Origin of the sequence: Bradyrhizobium sp. 179 (assembly GCF_023073535.1) — a bacterium.
In the GTDB taxonomy this organism is placed as follows: Bacteria; Pseudomonadota; Alphaproteobacteria; order Rhizobiales; family Xanthobacteraceae; genus Bradyrhizobium.
This window is the reverse complement of sequence record NZ_JADPJR010000053.1, coordinates 37,661-62,078: the sequence shown is the minus strand read 5'-3', so window position 1 is coordinate 62,078 and position 24,418 is coordinate 37,661. Positions and strand designations below refer to the sequence as shown.

At 64.0% G+C, this 24,418-nt stretch carries 21 protein-coding genes and 1 pseudogene; 13 read left to right on the top strand and 9 right to left on the bottom strand.

What is annotated here, in order from left to right:
• Positions 1-261 precede the first annotated feature (261 nt).
• Entirely contained in the window at positions 262-1,155 is an 894-nt protein-coding gene (locus IVB12_RS11900) for a YihY/virulence factor BrkB family protein (RefSeq protein WP_247279706.1), read from the top strand.
• Here the strand turns inward: IVB12_RS11900 and IVB12_RS11895 are convergent.
• The gene (locus IVB12_RS11895) at positions 1,082-2,374 is read right to left on the bottom strand and encodes an ATP-binding protein (protein ID WP_247299044.1); all 1,293 of its coding nucleotides are present in this window, start codon (positions 2,372-2,374) and stop codon (positions 1,082-1,084) included. The genes IVB12_RS11900 and IVB12_RS11895 overlap by 74 nt on opposite strands.
• A 91-nt stretch (positions 2,375-2,465) precedes the next feature.
• Complete coding sequence (gene gluQRS / locus IVB12_RS11890; protein WP_247299042.1) at positions 2,466-3,335, bottom strand: tRNA glutamyl-Q(34) synthetase GluQRS; 870 nt, start codon at positions 3,333-3,335, stop codon at positions 2,466-2,468.
• A gap of 180 nt (positions 3,336-3,515) precedes the next feature.
• On the opposite strand from gluQRS, the gene IVB12_RS11885 reads away from it, so the two are divergent.
• The 4 genes from IVB12_RS11885 (at position 3,516) to IVB12_RS11870 (ending at position 7,994) form a co-directional block, all read left to right on the top strand.
• On the top strand, positions 3,516-4,163 hold the full coding sequence (locus tag IVB12_RS11885) for a DNA-3-methyladenine glycosylase 2 family protein (RefSeq protein WP_247299040.1): 648 nt from the start codon (positions 3,516-3,518) through the stop codon (positions 4,161-4,163).
• Positions 4,164-4,346: 183 nt separating this feature from the next.
• Positions 4,347-6,107 carry an NAD(P)/FAD-dependent oxidoreductase gene (locus IVB12_RS11880; protein ID WP_247299038.1) on the top strand — a complete coding sequence of 587 codons (1,761 nt, stop codon included), beginning with the start codon at positions 4,347-4,349 and terminating at the stop codon, positions 6,105-6,107.
• A gap of 140 nt (positions 6,108-6,247) precedes the next feature.
• Positions 6,248-7,225 carry a peptidyl-alpha-hydroxyglycine alpha-amidating lyase family protein gene (locus IVB12_RS11875; RefSeq protein WP_247299037.1) on the top strand — a complete coding sequence of 326 codons (978 nt, stop codon included), beginning with the start codon at positions 6,248-6,250 and terminating at the stop codon, positions 7,223-7,225.
• 211 nt (positions 7,226-7,436) lie between these two features.
• Positions 7,437-7,994: an HNH endonuclease gene (locus IVB12_RS11870; protein ID WP_008543309.1), complete on the top strand. Its 558-nt coding sequence runs from the start codon at positions 7,437-7,439 to the stop codon at positions 7,992-7,994.
• 29 nt (positions 7,995-8,023) lie between these two features.
• Here IVB12_RS11870 and IVB12_RS11865 read toward each other — a convergent pair whose 3' ends face one another.
• On the bottom strand, positions 8,024-9,637 hold the full coding sequence (locus IVB12_RS11865) for a hypothetical protein (RefSeq protein ID WP_247299035.1): 1,614 nt from the start codon (positions 9,635-9,637) through the stop codon (positions 8,024-8,026).
• A gap of 157 nt (positions 9,638-9,794) precedes the next feature.
• On the opposite strand from IVB12_RS11865, the pseudogene IVB12_RS11860 reads away from it, so the two are divergent.
• From IVB12_RS11860 to IVB12_RS11840, 5 genes and pseudogenes are all read left to right on the top strand, one after another.
• Positions 9,795-9,869: pseudogene (locus tag IVB12_RS11860) on the top strand (HNH endonuclease); the annotation flags it as partial.
• Positions 9,870-10,030: 161 nt separating this feature from the next.
• Positions 10,031-11,299, top strand: a complete 1,269-nt coding sequence (locus IVB12_RS11855) for a glycosyltransferase family 87 protein (protein WP_247299033.1) — start codon at positions 10,031-10,033, stop codon at positions 11,297-11,299.
• Between the two features lie 143 nt (positions 11,300-11,442).
• Positions 11,443-11,664, top strand: coding sequence for a dodecin (locus tag IVB12_RS11850; RefSeq protein ID WP_247279712.1), 222 nt, complete (start codon positions 11,443-11,445; stop codon positions 11,662-11,664).
• A 181-nt stretch (positions 11,665-11,845) separates the two neighbouring features.
• The gene (locus IVB12_RS11845) at positions 11,846-13,750 is read left to right on the top strand and encodes a sensor domain-containing diguanylate cyclase (protein ID WP_247299030.1); all 1,905 of its coding nucleotides are present in this window, start codon (positions 11,846-11,848) and stop codon (positions 13,748-13,750) included.
• A gap of 61 nt (positions 13,751-13,811) precedes the next feature.
• Entirely contained in the window at positions 13,812-14,459 is a 648-nt protein-coding gene (locus IVB12_RS11840) for an HAD family phosphatase (RefSeq protein WP_247299028.1), read from the top strand.
• Between the two features lie 24 nt (positions 14,460-14,483).
• Here the strand turns inward: IVB12_RS11840 and IVB12_RS11835 are convergent, their stop codons facing one another.
• The 6 genes from IVB12_RS11835 to IVB12_RS11810 all read right to left on the bottom strand — a co-directional run bounded on the left by IVB12_RS11835 (position 14,484) and on the right by IVB12_RS11810 (position 21,778).
• Positions 14,484-15,452, bottom strand: a complete 969-nt coding sequence (locus IVB12_RS11835; RefSeq protein WP_247279715.1) for a dipeptide ABC transporter ATP-binding protein — start codon at positions 15,450-15,452, stop codon at positions 14,484-14,486.
• The gene (locus IVB12_RS11830; protein WP_247299026.1) at positions 15,449-16,444 is read right to left on the bottom strand and encodes an ABC transporter ATP-binding protein; all 996 of its coding nucleotides are present in this window, start codon (positions 16,442-16,444) and stop codon (positions 15,449-15,451) included. The genes IVB12_RS11835 and IVB12_RS11830 overlap by 4 nt, the downstream gene beginning before the upstream one ends.
• Complete coding sequence (locus IVB12_RS11825) at positions 16,444-17,361, bottom strand: ABC transporter permease (RefSeq protein WP_247279717.1); 918 nt, start codon at positions 17,359-17,361, stop codon at positions 16,444-16,446. The genes IVB12_RS11830 and IVB12_RS11825 overlap by 1 nt, the downstream gene beginning before the upstream one ends.
• Positions 17,327-18,286, bottom strand: a complete 960-nt coding sequence (locus IVB12_RS11820) for an ABC transporter permease (protein WP_247279718.1) — start codon at positions 18,284-18,286, stop codon at positions 17,327-17,329. The genes IVB12_RS11825 and IVB12_RS11820 overlap by 35 nt, the downstream gene beginning before the upstream one ends.
• Positions 18,287-18,312: 26 nt before the next feature.
• Positions 18,313-20,103 (bottom strand): peptide ABC transporter substrate-binding protein, encoded by a 1,791-nt coding sequence (locus IVB12_RS11815; protein WP_247299023.1) that lies wholly within the window; start codon positions 20,101-20,103, stop codon positions 18,313-18,315.
• 256 nt (positions 20,104-20,359) lie between these two features.
• Positions 20,360-21,778 (bottom strand): M20 family metallopeptidase, encoded by a 1,419-nt coding sequence (locus IVB12_RS11810; protein ID WP_247299022.1) that lies wholly within the window; start codon positions 21,776-21,778, stop codon positions 20,360-20,362.
• A 287-nt stretch (positions 21,779-22,065) separates the two neighbouring features.
• Here IVB12_RS11810 and IVB12_RS11805 point away from each other — a divergent pair, with 287 nt between their 5' ends.
• The 3 genes from IVB12_RS11805 to IVB12_RS11795 all read left to right on the top strand — a co-directional run bounded on the left by IVB12_RS11805 (position 22,066) and on the right by IVB12_RS11795 (position 24,418).
• Positions 22,066-23,037 (top strand): S1C family serine protease, encoded by a 972-nt coding sequence (locus tag IVB12_RS11805; RefSeq protein WP_247299020.1) that lies wholly within the window; start codon positions 22,066-22,068, stop codon positions 23,035-23,037.
• Positions 23,038-23,059: 22 nt separating this feature from the next.
• The gene (locus IVB12_RS11800) at positions 23,060-24,130 is read left to right on the top strand and encodes a phospholipase (RefSeq protein ID WP_247299018.1); all 1,071 of its coding nucleotides are present in this window, start codon (positions 23,060-23,062) and stop codon (positions 24,128-24,130) included.
• 81 nt (positions 24,131-24,211) lie between these two features.
• Entirely contained in the window at positions 24,212-24,418 is a 207-nt protein-coding gene (locus IVB12_RS11795) for a hypothetical protein (RefSeq protein ID WP_247299016.1), read from the top strand.

The following is a 24,418-nucleotide window of genomic DNA, read 5'->3' as shown; positions in this document are numbered from 1 at the left end:
GGTGCCACGCCAGCCTCCGGCGCCATTCCGGGGCGATGCGAAGCATCGAGCCCGGAATCCATCGGGCCATCTGTCCTGCGGCTAAATGGATTCCGGGCTCGCGCTGCGCGCGCCCCGGAATGACCAGCGCCGCGCTTCGCGAACTGGCTTTTGGGCCGATAATATCAGATGGTAGCGCGATGATTTCCGATTTGCGCCGATTGCCTGTTCTTCCGATCTCTCCCTGCGCGCAGGGGGAGAGAGCAGCGGTGTAGGTGCTACGTGAAAGCGATCCGCTACATCTACGTCGTCGTGATGGACGCCTTCTACACGTTCCTCGCCGACGACGGCTGGGCGATCGCGAGCCACATCGCATTGTCGACGCTGATGGCGCTGTTCCCGTTCCTGATCGTGCTGACCTCGCTCGCCGGCTTCTTCGGCTCCAAGGAACTCGCCGACCAGGCCGCCAGCCTGATGCTCCAGGTCTGGCCAAAGCAGGTCGCCGACTCGATCTCCGGCGAGGTCCACGACGTGCTGACCACGACCCGCACCGGTATTCTGACGATCGGCGCGGCGCTGTCGGTCTATTTCGCCTCCAACGGCGTCGAGGCGCTCCGCGTCGCGCTCAACCGCGCCTATGCGGTGGTGGAGATGCGGCGCTGGTACTGGCTGCGGCTGGAATCGATTGCCTACACGTTGATTGCCGCCTTCACTGCACTCGCCATGGCGTTCCTGATCGTGCTCGGTCCGCTGATCATCGAAGCGGCACGACGCCACATTCCCTTGTTCGTCGAGTCAAACGAAAGCATTCTCACCTGGCTGCGCTACGGCATCTCCATCAGCGCGCTGGTGGTGGCGCTGCTCATCCTGCACGCCTGGCTGCCGGCGGGACGCCGCAGTTTTCTCCAGATCCTGCCCGGCATCGTCTTCACCATCGTGGCGTCGCTGATCTCGAGCATCGTGTTCGGCCAATATCTCGCGCGCTTCGCCAACAACTATGTGACGATGTATGCTGGGCTGGCCTCGGTGATCATCGCGCTGGTGTTTCTGTATTTCATCGCGGCGATCTTCGTGTACGGCGGCGAGCTCAACGCGGCGATCATCAAGTCGCGGCTGCCACACGGCGTGTCGCTTCAAGCAGCGCAGTCGCTAAGGCCCGCGGGGACACAGGCTTGACCAGGAAGGCGTCGGCACCGGCCTCGCGCGACGCCGCTTCGTCTTCGCCGCGACCTGACACCCCGATAATCGGAATCTGCGCCAGCGGCGGCGCCATGCTGCGTATCCGCCGGATGGCCTCGACGCCGTCGATTCCGGGCAGTACCATGTCCATCAACACCGCATCGAAGGTGCCCTGCGCGAGCCGGTCCACCGCGTCCTCGCCGCGGCCGATGAACTCGGCATGATGGCCGAGCTCGGTCAAAATGGTGTTGAGCACCACGCGGCCGAATGGATTGTCCTCGACGCTGAGCACGCGGAGGGCGGCCATCGCCTCGGGCTCACTACCGTCCTTCGCCTTGCGCGATTTACCCGCTTCCCTCGCATCCAGCGACACCGTCAGCGTGAACGTGGCGCCGCCGCCGCGGCGCGCAGCGACCGTGATGTCGCCGCCCATCGCGCGCGCCAATTGCTTCACCGAGGATAGCCCCAGGCCGGCGCCGCCGAAGCGCGAGGCAATGGTCACATTGGCCTGGGTGAACGGGCGGAACAGCCGCTTGATCTCGGCCATGGTAAGGCCGATGCCGCTGTCAGACACGGCGAAGGCGATGCCGACTCTACCTTTACCCTTTGCTTTATCCTTTGCTTTGCCCTTGCGCTCGTCCTTGACGGGGCGCCAGGGCGCCACCGCAAGCGCCACGCCGCCCTGGTCGGTGAACTTCACGGCATTGTCGATCAGGTTCTCGAGCGCAGCGCGCAGGCGGACCGGATCGCCGACCACCAGCCCCGGCAACTTCTCGGAGATATCGACCTGGGCTCGAAGACCCTTGGCCGCGGCGCGGCCGGCCAGCGAATCGCCGGCGCTGCGGGCAAGCGTCCGCAGGTCGAACAGGTCCTGCCGGAGCGCGTGTCCACCCTTCCCGGCCCGCTTTCCTGTCCGGACCGCGTCCACAAACAGCGTGGCAAGGCTCGCCAGATGTTCGGCGCCGGCCTTGATGGTGTCGGCCCAGCGCCGCTCCCGCTCGCCGAGATCGGAGGTCGCGAGCAGGTCGCTGATTGCCAGTATACCGGTCAGGGGAGTGCGGACCTCATGGGCAAAGGCGGCGAGCGCGGCCTGGACCACGTCCGGCGCGACCGCCTTGGCGCTGCGCTTGCCCAACCGGCCGGCCGCCCCGGACCGCTTCCGAGGCGGTCGCTTGGACGTCCGCGTGGTGCGCACTGGGCGCGTTTTCGCCGCCATGATCCCCTTCGAACCCCGGGCTATCGGGGGGAAGCATGGCACGGCAGAACGCCCGGAGTCACGGCGGCGTTTGGCTAACCCCCAGAGAAACTTAACCTAATCCCACCGTTCGGCGGATATCGGCCGGCGTGGCGCCGGCTGCGCGCAAGTCCCGCAGGCCCGTCGAGCGGCTCGATTTCGACAGCTTCCGCCCCTCGCCGTCGCGGATCAGAGCATGGTGGCGATAAGCGGGTTCCGGCAGGCCAAGCAGAACCTGCAGCAGGCGGTGCACCGATGTGGCATGAAACAGGTCCTGGCCCCGCACGATCTCGCTGACGCCCTGGAGGGCGTCGTCGACCACGACGGACAGATGGTAGCTGGTTGGCGTCTCCTTGCGGGCGAGAATGACGTCGCCCCAGGCTTCCGGTCGCGCCGGGACGATGCCGCGCTCGCCATCCGGTCCCGCGCCGAGTTCGTTCCAGGTCAGACCGGCGACGCGCCGAGAGGCGGCCACCATGTCGAGCCGCAGCGCATAAGGCGCGCCGGACGTCATCAGTTGCTCGCGTTCGCCGGCCGACAGCAATTTGGCGTCGCCGGGATATAGCGGCGCGCCGTCGGGATCGTGCGGCCACGGCCCATCCACCTCGCGCGCGGCAACGAGCCTTGCGATCTCGGCGCGGCTTTCAAAGGCGGGATAGACGAGACCGAGCGCAGAGAGCTTTTCCAGCGCGGCGCGATAGTCGGCAAGATGCTCCGACTGCCGCCGCGCCGGTGTCTCCCAGGAGATCCCGAGCCAGGCGAGATCCTGGTAGATCGCCGACTCATAGTCCGGCTGGCAGCGCGTCGCGTCGATGTCCTCGATCCGCAGCAACAGCCGCCCCCCGGTCTCGCGTGCGCGCTCGAAGTTCAGCAGCGCGGAATAGGCGTGGCCGAGATGCAGGAAGCCGTTCGGGCTCGGGGCAAATCGGAAAACGGGCGGCATGAGTTCTCGGTGTATTCGTCATTGCCGGGCTTGACCCGGCAATCCATCTTCCAGGACTCTTGTGAGGAGATCGATGCGCCGGTCCCGCCGACGCCGAAGGCTTCGGCGGGCTTTACGGCATTGGGCCGGCGTAGCTGTAGCAGAAACGGCGAGCCCGCGCATGACGAGTTGAGCAAAGCAATGGCCATCCACCTCGAATCCCAGTCCGATCTCGAAGAGGCCGTCCATGCGCTCATCAAGCGCGATCCGCGCCTCAAGCCCGTGCTGGAAATTGCCGGCATGCCGGCCTTGCGGCGGCGCGAGCCGGGTTTTGCGGGGCTTGCCCATATCGTGTGCGGGCAGCAGCTGTCGACGGCGAGCGCGGCGGCGATTTGGGGACGGCTGGCCGCCGCCTTCGATCCGTTCGACCATGAGGCGGTCCGGCGCGCCCGCACCGACCGGCTGGGGCGGCTCGGCCTATCCGCCGCCAAGATCAAGACGCTGAAACACCTCGCGCGCGAGATCGGCGCGCAACGGCTGAACCTCGAGGTGCTCGCCGAGGAGGATGCCGACGCCGCGCATCACACGCTGATCTCGCTGCCCGGCATCGGCCCCTGGACTGCCGACGTCTATCTGCTGTTTTGCCTCGGCCATGGCGACGCCTGGCCGGCCGGCGACCTCGCTGTGCAGGAGGGGATCAAGATTGGGCTCGGCCTGAAGACGCGGCCGACGGAGAAGCAGATGGCGCCGCTCGCCGAACCCTGGCGTCCGCTGCGCGGCGCCGCGGCGCATCTGTGGTGGAGCAACTATCGCGCGGTGAAGAAGCGCGAGGGCGTGCTCTCGGCCTGACGGGCGTATTCCGCCCGAGCAGGGCCACATGCTTTCGCTGCTCGGGTAAACCGCTTTCGACGAAAGCTCATCCAGTATAGCGTCGAGCTCTATATCAGAGCATGATCTGTTCGGAAAACCGCTACACGCCTTTCCGGATCATGCTCGCGAGCAAACGCCGCGAAGACGGCCACGAGGTCGCGCATGCTGGACAGGACGAAGGATATTTCCGTCTCCGCACAGGCTTGGCTCGATGAATTCGAGCGCACATTGGGCCGGCCCGAGCCCGCTGCGCTGGACCGCCTCTTTCTCACCGACAGCTTTTGGCGCGATGTGCTGGCACTAAGCTGGAATCTGCAGACGCTCGCAGGCCACGATGCTATCGCACGGGAGTTGACCATCGTCGCACCGAAGGCGGCACCGACCGGTTTCAAGATCGCGCCAAACCGAGCGCCGCCGCGCTGGGTCACGCGCGCCGGCACCAACACCATCGAAGCGATCTTCGATTTCGAGACGGCGATCGGACGCGGCAGTGGCATCGTGCGGCTCGTTCCCGATACTGCCAATGGCGACCGCCTGCAGGCGTGGACGCTGCTCACCGCCCTCGACGAGCTCAAGGGGTTCGAGGAGCAGCTCGGCAGGTCGCGGCCCCGCGACCAGGCCTATTCGCGCGATTTCCGCGGGCCGAACTGGCTCGACCACCGCAACGCCTCGCGTCACTACGCCGATCGCGACCCGGCGGTGCTGGTCGTCGGCGGCGGCCAGGCCGGGCTTGCCATCGCGGCGCGGTTGAAGCAGTTGAATGTCGATACGTTGATCGTCGATCGCGAGATGAGGATCGGCGACAACTGGCGCAAGCGCTACCATGCGCTGACCCTGCACAACCAGGTGCAGGTCAATCACCTGCCCTACATGCCGTTCCCGCCGACCTGGCCGGTCTATATTCCAAAGGACAAGCTCGCCAATTGGTTCGAAGCTTACGTCGAGGCGATGGAGCTGAATTTCTGGACCGGCACCGAACTCGAGGGCGGCGTCTATGACGAGGCGAAGGGGCGCTGGTTGGTGACGCTGCGCCGCGCCGACGGCAGCAAGCGGACCATGCATCCGCGCCATGTGGTGATGTCGACCGGAGTCAGCGGCATCGCCAACATGCCCGACATTGCGGGCCTTGCCGATTTCAAGGGCACGCTGCTGCATTCCAGCCGCTATGAGGACGGCGAGAACTGGACGGGCAAGCGCGCCATCGTGATCGGCACCGGCAATAGCGGCCACGACATCGCGCAGGACCTTCACTCCAGCGGCGCGAAGGTGACGCTGGTGCAGCGCTCGCCGACGCTTGTCACCAATATCGAGCCGTCGGCGCAACTGGCTTACGCGACCTACAATGAGGGCACGCTCGAGGACAATGATCTGATCGCGGCCTCGATGCCGACACCACTCGCGCGGAAGACCCATGTGATGCTGACGGAGCAGTCGAAGGAGTTGGACAAGGAGCTGCTGGACGGCCTGCGGCGCGTCGGCTTCAAGCTCGACTTCGGCGAGGCCGGTACCGGCTGGCAATTCAAATACCTCACCCGCGGCGGCGGCTATTATTTCAACGTCGGCTGCTCCAACCTGATCATCGAGGGCGCGATCAAGCTGAAGCAGTTTACCGACATCGAGAGCTTCGTCACCGAGGGTGCACGGATGAAGGACGGCTCGATCATTCCGGCTGATCTCATCGTCCTCTCCACCGGCTACAAGCCGCAGGAATATCTGGTGCGTAAATTGTTTGGGGACGCCATCGCCGACCGCGTCGGCCCGGTCTGGGGTTTTGGCGATGGCTTCGAGCTGCGCAACATGTACACACGCACGAAGCAGCCAGGTCTCTGGTTCATCGCAGGCAGCCTCGCGCAGTGCCGGATCAACTCGAAATATCTCGCGCTCCAGATCAAGGCGATCGAGGAGGGGATATTGCGGGCGTGAGGTGAGTGCCACATGATCCAGCCGTCATTCCGGGGCGCAACGAAGTCGCGAGCCCGAAATCCATTGCGTCGCATATTGGCGGATGGATGGATTCCGGGCTCGCGATAACGCGCGCCCCCGAATGACAGGAGGAGGAACCCATGCCAGCCATTCTTGGCAGCGGCGAGCACCGCTACCGCGTCGTCGAAAACTTCGCCAAGCTGCCGGACAGCTGGCAACTCACCGACGTCGCCTCGGTCGCGGTCGACAGCAAGGACCAGATCTACGTTTTCAACCGCGGCGCTCATCCCATGGTGGTACTCGACCGCGAAGGCAATTTCCTGCGCAGCTGGGGCGAAGGCCTGTTCTCGCGCGCGCATGGCCTGCATATCGACGCGGAGGACAATCTCTACTGCACCGATGACGGCGACCACACCGTGCGCAAATGCACCACTGAGGGCAAGGTACTGCTGACGATCGGCATTCCCGAGAAGCCAGCGCCGTTCATGAGCGGCAATCCCTTCCACCGCTGCACCCACACCGCGTTGTCGCCGAAGGGCGAGATCTACGTCTCCGATGGCTATGGCAATGCGCGCGTGCACAAGTTCACCCCCGACGGCAAGCTGATGAGGAGCTGGGGCGAGCCGGGGACCGATCCCGGTCAGTTCAACATCGTGCACAATATTGCCACTGACGCCCACGGCTGGGTTTACATCGCCGACCGCGAGAACCACCGCGTGCAGGTGTTCGATGGAGACGGCAAATACGAGGCGCAGTGGAACAACTTGCACCGCCCCTGCGCGCTGTGCTGCTGCGGTGGGGCTAAGAGCCCGACCTTCGTGGTCGGCGAGCTCGGCCCCGGCCTGGCCGTCAACCGCAAGGTGCCCAATCTCGGGCCGCGGCTATCGATCGTAGACGCGCAGGGCAGGCGCATCGCGCGGCTTGGCGGCGAGGAAGGGTCCGGCGTGGCCAGCGGAAAGTTTTTGGCGCCGCACGGCATCGCCCTGGATTCGAAGGGCGCCATCTATGTCGGTGAAGTCGGTGTTACCGACTGGAAGACGAGCTTTCCGGACGAGGAGATGCCGCCCGCGGTGCGCGCCACGCGATGTTTGCAGAAGCTCGAGCGGGTGCGGGAGTAGCGAAGATAGAGCTGCAACGCACCGTGAAGGCGGTTCCGGGCCGGCTGCATGGTCCCCGGGGATCGCGGCTTTTTGAGCGCTTTTGCCACCTCGCCGCCGCATTGCTTGCGACTGAATAAGTCGCTCAACGGGCTTCACAATCCCGTCACGCTGCATGTAGTATGTCAGTACTTGCTGCTTCGCAGCGTACATTGGAGGCCGGGAGCGTTACTTGAACGCACATGTCTCGCAAGGCAGTTGGCCGGTGTTGGTGCTGAACGCGGACTTCCGGCCGCTGAGTTACTACCCACTGTCTTTGTGGTCGTGGCAGGACGCGATCAAGGCGGTGTTCCTCGACCGCGTCAACATCGTCGCGCATTACGACCAGGCGGTTCGAAGTCCGACGTTAGAAATGCAATTGCCGAGCGTGGTTTCGCTCAAATCCTTCGTCAAGCCGACCACCCATCCCGCCTTCACCCGTTTCAACGTCTTCCTGCGCGATCGTTTCGCCTGCCAATATTGCGGCTCGCCTGAAGACCTCACGTTCGATCACATCATCCCGCGCAGCAAAGGCGGCCAGACCACCTGGGAGAACGTGGTCGCGGCGTGCTCGCCCTGCAATCTGCGCAAGGGCAATCTCACCCCGGCGCAAGCAAAAATGTTTCCGCGCCAGAGTGCGTTCGCGCCGACCGTACACCAACTCCACCGCAACGGCCGCCTGTTTCCGCCGAACTATCTGCACGACAGCTGGCTCGACTATCTTTACTGGGATACGGAGCTGGATCCGTAGGGGGCGCGCGTTCTGCGGCTCGCACGGCGCTACGGCGCAATGATGTGCAGCGTGTCCCGCGGCGGAAGCGTCGTGCTGAATGCATGAAGCGCTGAGGTCACTTCCGCCTCGTTGCCCAGTGGCGTTCGATAGAATGCGACGTTTCTTTGCGACAGCGTCACGGTCTTTGTCTCGAGGACGGCGACCTTTGTCCAGTCCGCAGGTACCCCCTTCGGAAACCAGGCATCATAGATCATCACCAGGCCGACCACATGCTTGCTCGCGAGAGCCGCCATCTCGGGCGGCCCGTACTCCCCCGCGATCCTCGCCTTGCGTACGTCCTCCGAACCAAGGCCCCAGAGATCGAGCACGTAATCGGTATTGCCGTAGGCGAGCAGACCCAAATCGTTGACCCCGACCGCATGCCTGTAGAATGAACGGGCAAAGCGAGCCAATTGATATTGCTGTTCGTAGATATCGCTTGCCGCGATCGGCGAGACTATCGCCGCTGTCACGTACGGCATGGCTGCAGTGCCAAGCCCGAAAGCCAGGACGACCTTCGCAATCGACCACCGCAACGCCGAGAGATGCGGCCTCACCTGCCCGGCAGCCCATAATAGCGCAGCCGTCGCGAGCGCCATGATGTAGACCTCATACCGGTTGAGCCAGCCGTATTGGCCAAAGACCAGATGCGCACCGATGGCAGCTATGACGGTCAGAAGAACAATCAGCGCTTCGCGATCTGCGCGCAGCCAGTTCGCGCAGATCGCAACTGCAAGCCCAAGCATGGTCAGCCGCAGGCCATAGACGCTCGTCAAGCTCCGCAGCACGTTGTTGACAATCGCCCGAAATGAGGCTGCGGTCTCATCGAGGTTGGCGAGATATCCCTTCAACAGCACCGAACTCGGCAGAAGCGGCAGGCCACGCGACGACATCAGCGCGCAATAACCCAGCAAGCTGATGATGATGACAAATGCCGCGCCGGCGGCAAAGCGTCTGTAACCAAGCATCGCAAAACCGGCAGTCGCGGCACAGGCGAATGCTGCCCCTTCGAAGCGGATCAAGGGAAGAAGCACCAGAGCGAGAAAATGCAGCGAGGTTGGCGTGGATTTGCGCGCCGCCCCGGCAAGGCCAGCAAAGGTCACGACAGATGCCCAAACGTGAACGCTGTGCTCCATGCCGGTCATGGGTAGCGCGACGGCACTGGTGTTGAAAATGAGAAGCGGCACGATCACGCAGGTAAGTGGACCCGCATCGAGCAGCCGACTCGTTTCGAACAGGCGCAGCAGGGCGAAAACTGTCGCACACGCGGCGACCGCATTGATCAGCAGCGGACCGAAAACGCCGAGATGCATCGCCTCGGTCAGTGCCAGAATATATGGCCACACAACCGACGAGCTGGGCGACGAATATTCCCCAGCGTTGATGCCGTAGCCACCTGAGAGAATTTGATCCGCGACCGCAAGATGGATATAGGCGTCGTCAAGCGTGAATACGAGCCTGAAGTCGCAGAGAACCACGCTGACGATGATCGCCGCCGCAAATAGCGACAGCCAAAGCAGTACGGCGATCGTTGAAGGGCTTCTCCACACAGCGCCCACGCGCTCAGGCGATGACCCGCGCACCTCTTTCAGGCGATCGAAATCACCAACGATGACCGTCACACGGCTCCCCCAGTCAAAGCGCGGTCTGTGCGAGGACCGCCGTCAGTCTGACTGACCATACGGTACAAGTGCTTAATCCTGGATTTTCGGCGCCTTCGATTCTGATCGATTGCGTCAGTTCATTGTTAACTACGGTGGCCGGCTGCTTTGGCTTGCCCGCAGATTCCCGCCGAACTCTATGCACGACAGCTGGCTCGACTATCTTTACTGGGATACGGAGCTGGACCCGTAGCGTGGACGTCTGGTCCCGCGTCCCGCTAGCGTTTGCGGATCACCGAACTGCGCTCCGGCGCCGGCAACAATCCTTTCCGCTTCGTTACCATCCTTTAAGCCTCTGCGGGCCATCTTGGCATGGCCGGCGGCCTCCGTCCGGCTACCATGAGGCTGCCATTCATGTTCGCCGCGACGCTGGAAGCGATTCAGTCCTCGCCTTCGAAGCCGATTGCCTACGTGCGCTTCGTGCTCGCGGCGCTGATGGCGATCGTCGCCTTCAAGGCCTGCTGGTTCGGGCGCTTCGGCGCCTGGGCGAACCGCGAGCTCGCCGACTTCGACGCCTTTCACATCGTCGCGCAGCGCGTCTGGGGCGGCGATCTCGACCAGGTCTATCATTTCGAGGCGCTGCTGAAGATGCAGGCGGAGGCGGCCGGCGGCATGACCGGCTTCATGCCTTGGACCTATCCGCCGCAATACGATCTTCTGGTGGCGCCTTTCGCATTCCTGCCGGTCGGCATCAGTTATCTGTTGTTCACCGCGGCGACGCTCGTGCTCTATCTCCTGACGCTGCGAAGGATCGCAGGTAATAATCTGGCGCAAGTGCTGGTGATCCTGTTTCCGGCACTGGCGATCACCATCGGCTGCGGGCAGAACGGCTTTCTCACCGGCGCGCTGATCGGGCTCGTCTGCCTCAACCTCGAGCGGCGACCGCTGTTCTCGGGCCTGGCGCTCGGGGCCATGGTGATCAAGCCGCATCTCGCTGTTGCCCTGGGCATCTATTTGCTGGCGACGCGACGCTGGGCGGCGCTCGCGGCCGCCACAGCCGTGGTGCTGGCGAGCTCGCTCCTGTGCACGCTCCTGTTCGGTTGGCAGATCTGGACCGCCTGGCTCGGCGCGATCAGGGAATCGGCGAGCTATCTCGAGCAGGGCTTTTATCCGCTGTTTCGCATGATCTCGGCTTACGCGGCGCTCTACAAGGCCGGCGTCTCCGCCAGCTTTGCATTCTGGGGGCAGGCGAGCCTTGCCTGCATCGCGTTATTCGCTGTCGTGCTCGCCGTCTTCCTCCACCGGGCACGTGGCGCCTCGGCCGCATTCGCGCTCGGTGTCGTCGCGACGGCGTCGGTGATGGTCAGCCCCTATGCCTATGATTACGATCTGCCGGTGCTCGGGATCGGTCTCGCCCTGATGCTGCCCGATCTCGCTAAGCTGGCGAGCGCGCGCGAGCGCGGTGTGATGTACGGCCTGATCCTGCTCGCAGGCGCCTACGGATTATTGCAGTCGGCGCGGCTCACAGTGCAGTTCGGGCCGAAGGCCGATTCCAGCCAGCACTTCACGCCCGCCATCGCCGGCCTCGCCATGATGGCCCTGCTTGCGCTGCTGTTGAAGATGTTGTGGCAGGGAGCACGGCCAGCATCGGTACAGCATCAAACTACGCACCTCGCAGGATAACTCCAGATCCGCTGCGCGCGCCGGGCGAGCATGGAACCCGAAGCGCCGGAGTCGGTTCAGAGTGAGGCCCGTTTTGTCTCGCCAACCCAAGTTGCCTCGCGAGATGCATATCCGAACCCGCTGTAGCGCCAGGGAGAGCAGTCATGCCCACAGCCGAACATGATCACGTCTATAAGATCCTGGAACTGGTCGGATCATCCGAGACCTCGATCGAGGATGCGATCCAGAACGCGATCGGCCGCGCCGCCAAGACCGTTCGCGAGATGAAATGGTTCGAGGTGGTGCAGACGCGCGGCCACATCGAGAACGGCACTGTCCGTCATTATCAGGTCACGCTGCGCGTTGGCTTCACGCTGGAAGGATGACGCGGCGGACGCAGGATGAGGCCGTCACGCTGCGGCGAAGGTGGTTAACAATCGCCGAGCAGAGTCGGTCAAGATCTCGGCGACCCGTCCGGTTGACTACGGACGCACAAAATCATCGCAGAAGTTGCAACAGGCCGTTAAGGCCAAAGTGAGAGGTTTGCGCCGATTTGGAGCAAGCCTGATGGTCACGAGCCGCGAACTCGGCAAGACGCGCCTTCCGCTCTGGGCGGCGAGTTTCGTCGCGCTGACTTGCGTGGCGATCCTCGGCTTGAGCGCCTGGCGCGAATGGGAAGCGCGCAATGCCGATCTCAGGGCAGCCGAAGTCGACGTCACCAATCTGGCGCATTCGCTGATCCAGCACGCGGACGATACATTCGAGCTCGTCGATACGATCCTGGTCGGGCTGGTCCATCGGCTCGAAATCGACGGGACGGGTCCGGACACGATTGCGAAACTCCAGGCTTATCTGCCGACACGCAAATCATCGGACCGCATCCGCGGCATCTTCGTCTACGACGCGACCGGCCGCTGGCTTGCCACGACTGAACGCCTCGACTTTTCCAACCTCAACAACAGCGATCGGAGTTATTTCCGCCACCATCGCGACTCGCCTGCGACCGGCACGCTGATCGGACCGCCCGTCAAGAGCAGAGCCGGCGGCCAATGGATCATCACCGCATCCCGCCGGATCAACGATTCCGACGGCGGCTTCGCCGGCGTTGCCCTGCTCACGATCGACGTCAGCTATTTCGTCAAGTTCTACGAGCGGTTCGACATCGGTCCGAACGGCTCGGCATCGCTGCTCAACAATAGTGGCATCATGCTGGCGCGCAGTCGCGACGAGAGCGGCGCCTTCGTTGGACGCAACCTGTCCAATGCGCCCCTGTTCAGAAGCTGGAAAAGCCGCCCCGCCGCCTCGGTCTACTATTTCAAGTCGCCGCTCGATGGCGTGGAGCGGCTGAGCTACTACCAGCGCAGCAGCCGCTATCCGCTGATGGTGCTGGCGAGCAAGTCGCAAGATGACGTGCTGGCGCCCTGGCGACGCGCGGCGGCCGCGCGCATAACCTTCGTCCTCGGCCTCGTTCTGCTGATCGCGGTGATCGGCTTCTACTTGGTCCGTCAGCTGGTGCAGCGGCAGCTCATGGCCCAGGCCTTGGTTGCCAAGGAAGCGAATTTCCGCCTGCTGGCCGAGCAATCCAGCGACATGGTGACCCGGATCGGGCTCGATAACCGGCTGCTCTACGTCTCTCCCTCATGCGCGCGCATCACCGGCTGGTCCGCCGAGGAACTGCTGGACACGTCGGCCCTGGCCGGCATTCACACGGACGACATGCAACGGGTCGAGCAGGCGATCATCGCGCTGAAGAATGGCGAAGCCGAGGAAGCGCGGTTCGTCTATCGCCAGCGTCATCGCGACAAGGGCGAGATCTGGGCCGAGGCGGCGCTGCACGTGACCCTTGCCTCGGACAGTGGTGCCATCGACGGCGTCGTCGCGGTGGTGCGCGACATGACCGAGCAGAAGGACCTTCAGGACAAACTCGCCTCGCTCGCAACGACCGACGGCCTTACCGGCCTCGCCAACCGACGCACATTCGACGAACGTCTCGCCGATGAATGGGCGCGCGCCCGGCGCGACGGCACGCAGCTCTCGCTGCTGCTGGTCGATGTCGATCATTTCAAGAAGTTCAACGATCATTACGGACATCAGGCGGGCGACGCCTGCCTGCGCGCGCTCGGCAGGATCCTGTCCGCCCAGGCCAAGCGCCCGGCCGACCTCGCCGCGCGCTACGGCGGCGAGGAATTCGCCGTGCTGTTGCCGAACACCGGCCCGGATGGCTGCGCCGAGGTCGGCGAAGGGATTCGCCAGGCGCTGCACGGTCTCGGCATGCTGCATGCACAGAATCCACCTTCCCGGCTGGTGACTGCGAGCGTTGGCGGCGCGACGGCTCTTCCGTCCCAAACCACGATGGATTGCAGCACGCTGGTCGCGGCCGCCGACCGCGCGCTCTACGCAGCCAAGGACAGCGGCCGTGACCGGCTGGTGATGTCGGGACGGGTCGTTCCGTGGCCGGCCAAGAGCGCGTGACGACCTCTCCTCTGGATTTGTCCGTCGGGTTCGGACGGGATATGATTTGCACCGCGGCCGGATGTTCGGCCGATCCGAGAGTGCTGCGGTGACTGGCGAGATTAAGCTTGTCCTTTTCGACATGGACAACGTCCTCTGTGACTACGAGAGGGAAAAGCGCGTCGCCTTTCTTGCGGAGCTGGCCGGGATCACGAGTGAAGCCGTCTACAAGGCGATCTGGGAATCCGGATTCGAGTTTCTCGGCGACACTGGCGCGCTCGACGCTTCAGACTATCTGCGCGGGTTCGGCGAGCGCATAGGCTATTCCCTGTCGCTCGACGAATGGGTCGAGGCGCGGCGCCGTTCAATGCAGGCCAAACGCGCGATGCTGGAGATTGCCGGCAGCTTGCGCAAAACCGTCGACATTGCCGTCCTGACCAACAACACCACGCTGGTCGCTGACCATATCGACACTCTGCTGCCGGACCTGCGCCCGCTGTTCGGCGCTCGAATCTACACCTCGGCCCAGTTCAAGACGGCGAAGCCGGACCCGCGCTGCTACCGCCTCTGCCTGTCCGAGCTCAACGTGAGGCCGGAGACGGCCCTGTTCGTCGACGATGTCGCGGCCAATGTTGCCGGCGCGCGCGAGGCGGGTCTCTCCGCGCATCACCATACGTCGGTGCAGGCTTTCAAGCAGGCCCTTTCGGAGCACGGCCTGCTTCACGAATGACTCGCGCTCCGCCTTCCGGCGGCATCAAGCCAGATGGCACGCCACGAAGTGCCCGCCCGCCCCTTCCCTCAGCTCCGGCGCGCTTTCCGCACAGCGCGGCTGGGCGATCGGACAACGGGTGTGGAAGTGGCAGCCGGATGGCGGCTTCATCGGGCTCGGCACGTCGCCCTTGAGGCGGATGCGTTCGCGCTTGAACTTGGGATCGGGCACCGGCACCGCGGACAGAAGTGCCCTGGTGTAGGGATGCTGCGGGTTGCGGTAAAGATCGCTCGCCTTCGCGAGCTCGACGATGCGGCCGAGATACATCACCGCGACGCGATCGGAGATGTGCTCGACGACAGAGAGATCGTGCGCGACGAACAGATAGGTGAGGTTCAGCTCGGCCTGCAGATCTTCCAACAGGTTGATCACTTGCGCCTGTATCGACACGTCGAGCGCGGAGACCGGCTCATCGCAGACGATCAGCTTCGGTTCGACCGCGAGCGCCCGCGCGATCACGATGCGCTGGCGCTGGCCGCCGGAGAACTCGTGCGGGTAGCGCCGCATGTGCTCGGCCTTGAGCCCAACCTTGACCAGGAGACCCGCGACGCGCTCCTCGCGCTCTTTCGCGGACGAGGCGAGATTGTGGATGGTGAAGGCCTCGCCGAGGATCGCACCGACTGTCATGCGCGGATTGAGCGAGGCGAACGGATCCTGGAATACGAGCTGCATGTTCCGCCGCATCGCGCGCAGATCGTTGCCGCCGAGCTTACGCACGTCCTGGCCGTCGAAGGTGACCTCGCCGTCTGTCGGCTCGATCAGGCGCAGCACGCAACGCCCCGTCGTGGACTTGCCGCAGCCGGACTCGCCGACGAGGCCGAGCGTCTCGCCGCGATTGACGGAGAAAGACACGCCGTCGACCGCGTAGACGGTGCCAACTTGGCGCGACAGCAGACCGCCGAGCACGGGAAAATGTTTCTTCAGGCCGCTGACGCGCAGCAACGGTTGGCTCATGCCGCGCCTCCCAGAGTGGTATCTCCCAAGTGGCAGGCCACGCGATGCCCGGGCGCGATCTCGCGCAGCAGCGGCTCTTTCTCGGTGCAGACGTTCATGGCGAACTTGCAGCGCGGGGCAAAGCGGCAGCCAACCGGCGGATTGATCAAGATCGGCACCGAGCCGCCGATCGCCTCCAGCCGCGTCTTGTGCTCGCTGTCGAGATCGATGCGCGGGATCGAGCGGATCAACCCTTGCGTATAGGGATGGCGGGGATCGCCGAACAGGTCGTCGACGAGCGCCTCCTCCACCACCTTGCCGGCATACATTACGACGACACGCTGCGCGGTTTCGGCGACGACACCCATCGCATGGGTGATCAGCATCACCGCCATGCCGAAGCGGTCCTTCATGTCCTGGAGCAGGTCGAGGATCTGGGCCTGGATGGTGACGTCCAGCGCGGTTGTCGGCTCGTCGGCGATGATCAGCTTCGGCTTGCAGGCGAGCGCCATCGCGATCATCACGCGCTGGCGCATGCCGCCGGAGAACTGGTGCGGATAGTTGTGCACGCGGCCTTCGGCGTTCGGGATCTGCACCAGCTTCAGCATCTCGATGGTGCGCTCGAGCGCCTGCTTCTTGGTTACCGCTTCGTGCCGCCGCAGGCTCTCGGCAATCTGCTCGCCGATGGTGAGCACCGGATTGAGCGAGGTCATCGGCTCCTGGAAGATGAAGCCGATCTCCTTGGCGCGAACCTCGTCAAGCTGATTGCTCGTCAAAGGGACGAGATCGCGGCCCTCGAAGATGATCTGGCCGGCCGCGATCCGGCCCGGCGGCATAGCGATCAGTTTCAGGATCGACATCGCCGTCACGGTCTTGCCGCAGCCGGACTCGCCGACGACGCAGAGCGTCTCGCCGCGATTGACGGAGATGTCGACGCCGTCGACGGCCTGGAGGATGCCGTCGTCGGTGGAGAAGTGGGTTTTCAGACCCTTGATTTCGAGCAGTGGCGGCATCAGATCACCCGTCGCGCATCGAGCGCGTCACGCAAGCCGTCACCAATGAAGTTGATGGCGACCACCGCGATGAAGATCGCGCCGCCCGGGAACAGCGCCCAATGCGGGCCGATGTCGAGAAAATCCTTGGCGTCATACAGCAGCCGCCCCCAGGTCGGGGTATCCGGCGGAAAGCCGAGGCCGAGGAACGACAACGTCGATTCAGCGATGATGGCGGCAGCGACGTCGATGGTGCCGGCGATGATCACGGGGCCGAGCGCATTGGGCAGGATGTGGCGCACCACCTGCCGCACTGGACTGGCGCCGAGCGCTCGCGCGGCCTCGACGAATTCTTTCTCGCGGATCGACAGGAACTGCGCGCGCACGAGGCGCGCCACCGGCATCCAGCGGAGGCCGCCGATCACGAGCACGATCAGAATAAAGATGCCGCCCTCTGGGCCGAACGCGGCTTTCAGCCCGTCGCGGAAGAGATAGATGAGCAACAGCAGGAGCGGCAATTGCGGCAGCGACAAAAAGAGATCGGTGAGCCACATCAGCCCATGACCGAGCGCACCGCGCGACATGCCGGCGAGCGCGCCGATCAGCACACCGACAAAGACCGAGACCAGCATTGCGGCGAGACCGACCGCGAGCGAGATGCGCCCGCCATAGATCATGCGGGCCAGGATGTCCTGGCCGAGATCGTCGGTGCCGAAAGGATGGGCCAGCGACGGGCCCTGCATACCCGCGACGATGTCGATGTCGTCGATCTTGACCCGCCAGACGAAGGGGCCAATCACCACCGCCAGGATCAGGACGAGGAGCAGGAACGCACTGACTACAGCGAGCTTGTGGCGACTATAGCGCCGCCACGTCTCCCGCCAGGGCGAGTAAACGCGCCGCTCAGCGGAAGGAGATGCGAGGGTCAAGCCAGCCATAAAGGATGTCCGCGATGAGATTGAACAGCACGACGAGGCAAGCGAACACGAAGGTGACGGCCATCACCACCGGCGTGTCGTTGGACAGGATCGAGGAGATCAGCAGCGAGCCGATGCCCGGAATGCGGAAGATCTGCTCGGTGACGATGGCGCCCCCGAACACCGCCGGCATCTGCAACGCAATGAGCGTCACGACCGGGATCATGGCGTTGCGCATCACGTGCTTGACGATGACTTTGGTTTGTCCGAGGCCCTTGGCGCGCGCCGTGGTGACATAGTCGAGCCGGATCACGTCGAGCATCGCCGAGCGCACGAAGCGCGTCATCGAGGCCGCCTGGAACAGGCCGAGCACCGCCACCGGCATGATCGCCTGGCGGATCATCTCCAGCACCCAGTGGATTCCCGTGCCCTTGATGTCGGTGGTGTAGACGAAGGGCAGCCAGTCGAGCGTGACCGAGAAGATCAGGATGAACAGGATGCCCGTGAAGAAGGTCGGCAGCGAAAAGCCGACGAAGGCGAGCGTATTCGCGATCTGGTCGAACAGCGAATATGGCCTGGTCGCCGCGTACACGCCGACGGGAATCGCGATCAGGAGCGCAAGGATCTGCGCCGAGCCGATCACGTAGAGGGTCGCGGGCAGGCGCTGGAGGATCAGCGTGTCGACGTTCATCCGGCTGACGAAGGAGAAGCCCCAGTCGCCGTGCAGCATGGCGTTGAGCCAATGCAGGTAGCGAAGGTGAATCGGATCGTCGAGGCCGAACTTGGCCCGAAGTGCCGCCTGCACTTCGGGCGGCACGTTCGGATTGGTCGCCAGTTCGGAGAACGGATCGCCGGGGGCGAGCGCGAGCACGACGAACAGCACGACCGAGATTCCGAGCAGGCTCGGAATCGCGATCAGCAGGCGACGCAGAACGTATTGGCTCATAGGGAAATCCGTTTACGCCCGCGCGATCATGCCTCCCGGTACCAATCGAACAGGTTGTCGGTCTCGTTGGCCCAACCGCTAACGATGCAGACGAGGTTGTTGGCCGCGGCTTCCACCTTGAGGCGATGCTGCACGGGGATGAATACGACCTCCTGAATCAAGAGATCATTGGCCTTGATGTACAGCGCGGCGCGCTTGATCGGGTCCATTTCGGCTTCCGCCGCTGCGATGATCCCGTCGTAGTCCTTGTTGACCCAACGCGGAAAATTGGTGCCCTGCCACTTGTTCTCCTTGGTTGACACCCTGTCCGACGTATAGCGGCGCATGTGCTGCGAAGGATCCGGCTGGCTCATGGGAATCTGGAACATCTCCAGGTCCGCATAGAACTTCGGATAAGTGTCGGGATTGCCGACGTCCGAGGAGAAGAACACGGAGGCGACAACGGATTTGAGTTCGACATCGATGCCAGCCTTCTGGCAGGCTTGCTTGACGATCGCCTGAGTCTTCTGGCGCGGTCCGTTGATCGAGGTCTGGTACAGCAGCTTCAGCTTCTTGCCGTCCTTCTCGCGGATGCCGTCCGCGCCGGGCTTCCAGCCGGCGTCATCAAGAAGTTTCGCCGCCTTCTCGACGCTGAATTCCCAAGTGTTGTTCTTGGACACGAATTTCTCGGGACCGTTGAGGAAATTAGCGGTCGTGCGGCCGGCGCGGCCGTAGATGGCCTTTTTGACCGACTCGCGATCGACCAGCATGGACAGCGCCTTGCGCACGGCCGGATCGGAGAACAGCGGGTGCTTGGTCTTGATCGAAGAGCGTTCGCCATCGATCTCGGTGTTTGGATCGGTGAAATTGAGCGCGATGAACTCGGTGTCACCCCCCACGGCGTAGACCGCCTTGCCCTTGCCGCCCTTTTCCAAGCGCAGCAGCACGTCATCTTCGACCTGGATGTTGTAACCGAAATCGTATTCGCCGGTCTGGATCACCGCGCGCGCCGCCGAAACGGCATCGCCGCCGCCCTTCATCTCAAGCGTATCAAAGTAGGGGCGGTTGGGCATGTGGTAGTCGGAATTGATCACACCGCGCACGAGATCGCCGGGCTTGAATTCCACGAACTTGTACGGACCGGTGCCGACGGGTGACAGGTTGTTCGGCGCCTCGCGGGATTTGGCGCCCTTGTAGTCCGCAAAAAGATGTTTGGGGATGATGCAGTTCGGTGCGCCGACGAAAGCATCGGCCCAGAAGGGGGTCGGCTTGGCGAAAAGGAGGCGTACCGTGAGATCATCGATCTTTTCGACCTTGATGTCGCGGTAGGTGCCGATGGTGACTGCTGCGGTGGCGGGATCGCTTGCATATTCCCAGTTGAACACAACGTCGTCGGCAGTGAACGGCTTGCCATCGTGCCATTTGACGCCGGGCTTGAGCTTCCAGGTCACCGATTTACCGTCGGCGGCGAGCCCGCCGTTCTGGATCGAGGGAATCTCTGCCGCAAGAACCAGCTTCATGTTGCCGTCGGGGTCCCAGGAGGCGAGCGGCTCGTAGAACAGGCGCGAGCCGTCCTGGTCCTTGGTGCCGGTGGCGAAGTGCGGATTGAGCAGGGTCGGGCCCTGCCACCACAACAGCTTCAATGCGCCGCCGCCGCCTCGCTTGGTCGGCTTGTAGGTCGAGGCGCCCTCGGCCATAGCGACGCCGCCGAGCGCGAGGATCTGATTGGCCAGAGGAGCGGTGAGACCGACCGCGGCCATGTGCTGGATGAAGCCGCGGCGATCCATCCGCCCGTCCTTCACCTGGCCGATCATCGAACGCAGTTCTTTATCCAGCATGGTTGTCCCCCGTCTGGTTCCTATCGTGATGACGACGGCGGTCAGAGCTGCCGCCCAATTAGCTGGCAGTAGATGGCACACCGAATGGGGGGCGCGTCAACTGGGACCGTATGTATGCAAACGGTCTTCTGGCTGTCCGTTGGGCAGAACTGCCTTCCGTGAGCCCATCCATTCGGCAATCCAGCATCAAAACATGCTGGATTGCGCGCTGCACTGCGGAAAATTTGTTCGTCGGATCAGACTAAGTATCGATGCTCTACGTCACCGACATATCGAGCGGCGGCGCGACATGGTCCGGCAACGGACAGACGTAAGGCGTCTTGGCCGTCCGCCTCTGAAGATCCGCCTTGGCAGACTTGATCAGCTCCGGTTCCGTCAGCGCCTTGATACCGAGCCCGGCCATCGCCTTGGCGGCTTGCACCATCGCCTTGTGGGCATGCGGGCTCTTGCCCTGCGCCACCACCTGCCAAGTGTGGAAGGGCGTGCCGATTGCAACCGTCGGTGCGTGAACCTGCACGGTCGGAACCACCCAGCTCACGTCGCCCACGTCGGTCGAACCGACCAGCGGGTTGCGCTTGGCATCCAGCGGCACCAGGAAGTCGGCCAGCGGCCGATCGGTGGGCTCCATTCCGATCGCGTAGTAAACTGACGCAATGTCCTTGTCGGTCAGCGTCGCACGAATCTGGCTGGCAAAGCCCTTGTCCGCGTCGTCGAAATGCGGCGGTCCGAGGTCTTCCATGACACGGTGCAGCGCCTGCTCCAGCGGGGTATTCGGCAGGATGTTGGAGACCGCGGAGATGATCTTCATTTCCATCTTGGTCTCGGTCATCAGCGCCGCGCCCTGAGCGATCTTGGACACGCGCTCGACCAGCTCGTTCATGCCGGGAAGATCGCGGGCACGGATCGAATAGCGCACCCGTGCATGGGCCTGCACCACGTTGGGCGCGATGCCGCCGGTGTCGAGCAAGGCGTAGTGAACGCGCGCATCGCTCGGCATGTGCTCGCGCATGTAGTTCACGCCGACGTTCATCAATTCCACCGCGTCGAGCGCAGAACGGCCCAGATGCGGCGAGGCCGCCGCATGCGAGGTGCGACCGGTGAAGATGAAATCCGCGCGCGTGTTGGCGAGCGAGGGCGTGACCGCCACTTCCCAGAAACTGTGCGGATGCCAAGTGATGGCGATGTCGGCATCTTCGAACGCACCCGAGCGCACCATGAAGGCCTTTGCCGCGCCACCTTCCTCTGCGGGGCAGCCGTAATAGCGCACGCGGCCGGGCACCTTGTTCTCGGCGAGCCAGTCCTTCACCGCCGTCGCGGCGAGCAGCGCAGCGGAACCGAGCAGATTGTGACCGCAGCCATGGCCATGGCCACCGACCTCGATCGGACGGTGCTCGGCGACACCCGCCTCCTGGCTCAACCCCGGCAGCGCGTCATATTCACCCATGAAGGCAATGACCGGACCGCCTTCGCCCCACTCGCCCATCAGCGCAGTCGGGATGCCGGCGAGATTCTCGGTGATGCGGAAACCCTGATGACGCAGCTCGGCGAGATGCTCGGCGGCGGACCGCGCCTCGGTGTAGCACACCTCGGGCGTGCCCCAGATCTTATCGCTGAGGTCGATGAAACGCGCCTTGATCGTGTCGACGCCACGCCAGATGTCGCTGCGGTTATCCATGCTTCGATCCGTGATCCCTGGTCAAACGAAGCGGCAATGGTTAGCAGCTTCATTGCACCGCGCCTAGCACCTCGCCGGACACCAGCCATGCGACGGCTGCCGGATCAAAGGGCCGGCTGTCACCTGCGCACGAACCGTCGTTATGCCTTTCGAAGATTTCACGCGGCGTTCTCTGGAATAGTTGGGAACGAGGCTTTCAAGACGGCGTCCTCCGGCCTAAATTATGCGTGCTTCGCGCCTCGTTCCCCCGGCGACGGCGGAGCGATGCTCTCAGCCAGGAGAACTCCATGCCCGCACTGACCGAATGGAGAGTGCCACCGGCCAATCAGCCGCGTGCAAGCGATTATGGTTTCGATCTCGACCGCGCGCTCGCGTCCGTCGTCGGCCTGCACGCCATCATCCCGCCCGACGCCTTCAGCGCCGAGACGCTGGGCACCGAACGCGCCGGCAACGGCGTCGTGATCGACGACGGGCTGGTGCTCACAATCGGCTACCTCATCACCGAGGCGGAATCCGTATGGCTGCACCTGGCCGACGGACGCGTGGTCGAAGGCCATGCGCTCGGCTTCGATTCCGTCACCGGCTTCGGCCTCGTGCAGGCGCTCGGCCAGCTCGACGTCGAACCCTTGCCGCTCGGCACCTCGGCGGAATCGCGGATCGGCGATCGCGTCGTGGTCGGCGGCGCCGGCGGCCGCACGCGCTCGGTTGCGAGCCAAATCGTGGCCAAGCAGGAATTCGCCGGCTATTGGGAATATCTGCTAGATGAGGCCATCTTTACCTATCCCGCACATCCGAACTGGGGCGGCACCGCGCTTCTCAACGAACGCGGCGAGTTGATCGGCATCGGCTCACTCCAGCTCGAGCGCGAACGCGACGGCAAGGCCGAGCACGTCAACATGATCGTGCCGATCGACCTCTTGAAGCCGATCCTCGACGACCTGCGCAAGTTCGGCCGCGTAAACAAGCCGGCGCGGCCTTGGCTCGGGCTCTACTCGACCGAGATCGATAACCGCGTGGTGGTGATCGGCATCTCCGCCAACGGCCCGGCCGCGCGCGCCGAGCTCAAGACCGGCGATGTCATCCTCGCCGTGAACGGCGAGAAGGTCACGAGCCAGACCGACTTCTATCGGAAAATGTGGGCGCTCGGCGCCGCCGGCGTCGACGTGCCGCTCACCGTGCACCATGAAGGCGTCACCTTCGACGTCACGGTGACCTCGACCGACCGCTTCAAGCTCCTGAAGGCGCCGCAGCTGCACTGACGCAAGGCTTGAGGAAGTGGTTATGACCGAGGCCGTGGTGGACGACATCGTGGCCGTGCTGCCGCCGCTGCTCAATGCGCTGGAGGCGCTCGGCTTCTTCCAGCGGCATCTGCACCCGCCAGCCTTCGCCTCGGTGATGAACGCGATCGGCTCGCCGGACGAGGCGCTGCAAGCGGCGCGGGCAGCGATCGGCGACTGGCCGGAGCAGTTCGCCGGGCTGCGCGAGCGGCTCGATCGCGCTTGCAACGAGACGCTCGCCGCCTTTGCCGGGATCCGCGAGGTCGAGCGCGGCAATGGCGACCTCGTCGCCGTGTTCCGCGCGCTGCGCCACCTGCCGCGCGCGCAAGAGGCGCTCTATCCGCTGGCGGTGCAGTTTCCTCCCGTGAGCAGCTTCTTTCTCAACGCTGCCAATCGCGGAAGTGCCGACCTGTTGTCCCGGCTCGAAGGTGGCGCTAGCGAAAATACCGGCATCTTCCATGATCACAACGAGCCGGGCAGCCGCGGCGGCTTCTCGGTCTATGTGCCCGAATATTACACGCCCGATCGGGCCATGCCGCTGGTGATGGCGCTGCATGGCGGCAGCGGCAACGGGCGCGGTTTCCTGTGGAGCTGGTTGCGCGATGCGCGCAGCCTCGGCGCAATCCTGGTAGCGCCGACCGCAACCGGCCCGACATGGGCGCTAATGGGCGATGATGCCGACACGCCGAATCTCATGCGCATCCTCGAGACCGTGCGCAGCCGCTGGACGGTCGATGCCTCGCGCATGCTGCTGACCGGCATGAGCGACGGCGGCACCTTCTGCTACGTCACCGGACTCGACGGCGCTTCGCCCTTTACCCATCTTGCGCCGGTGTCGGCGACCTTCCACCCGCTGATGGCGGAGGTGGCGAACGCCAAGCGCCTCCAGCGCCTGCCGGTCTTCATCACCCACGGCAAGCTCGACTGGATGTTTCCGGTGCAGACCGCACGGCAGACGCAGGCGAGGCTCTCTGCCGCCGGCGCCGACGTCACCTATCGGGAGATCGACGACCTCAGTCACACCTATCCGCGCGAGATCAACGCGGAGCTGCTGGACTGGCTGAATAGGACATGAACGATCCGTCCTTACCCGCGCCGCACCGCCGCGGAACAATCGCTCCGCACCGACGTTATCGCTCGTCACCGGAGGTTCGCCATGCAGACTGTTTTCGGAATGATCCTCGGCGCGCTGCTGCTTGCGGGCGGGGTCTACGTCTATGATTCCATGCAGACGTCGTCGGTCGCCAATGGCGAGGTCGCGATCACCAATCGCACCATCGTGAACTGGGATGTCGCCAAGGCCGATTGGGACGCGCTGCGGGACCGCGCGCACAAGGACTGGGTCCGGATCTCGTCGAAGTAG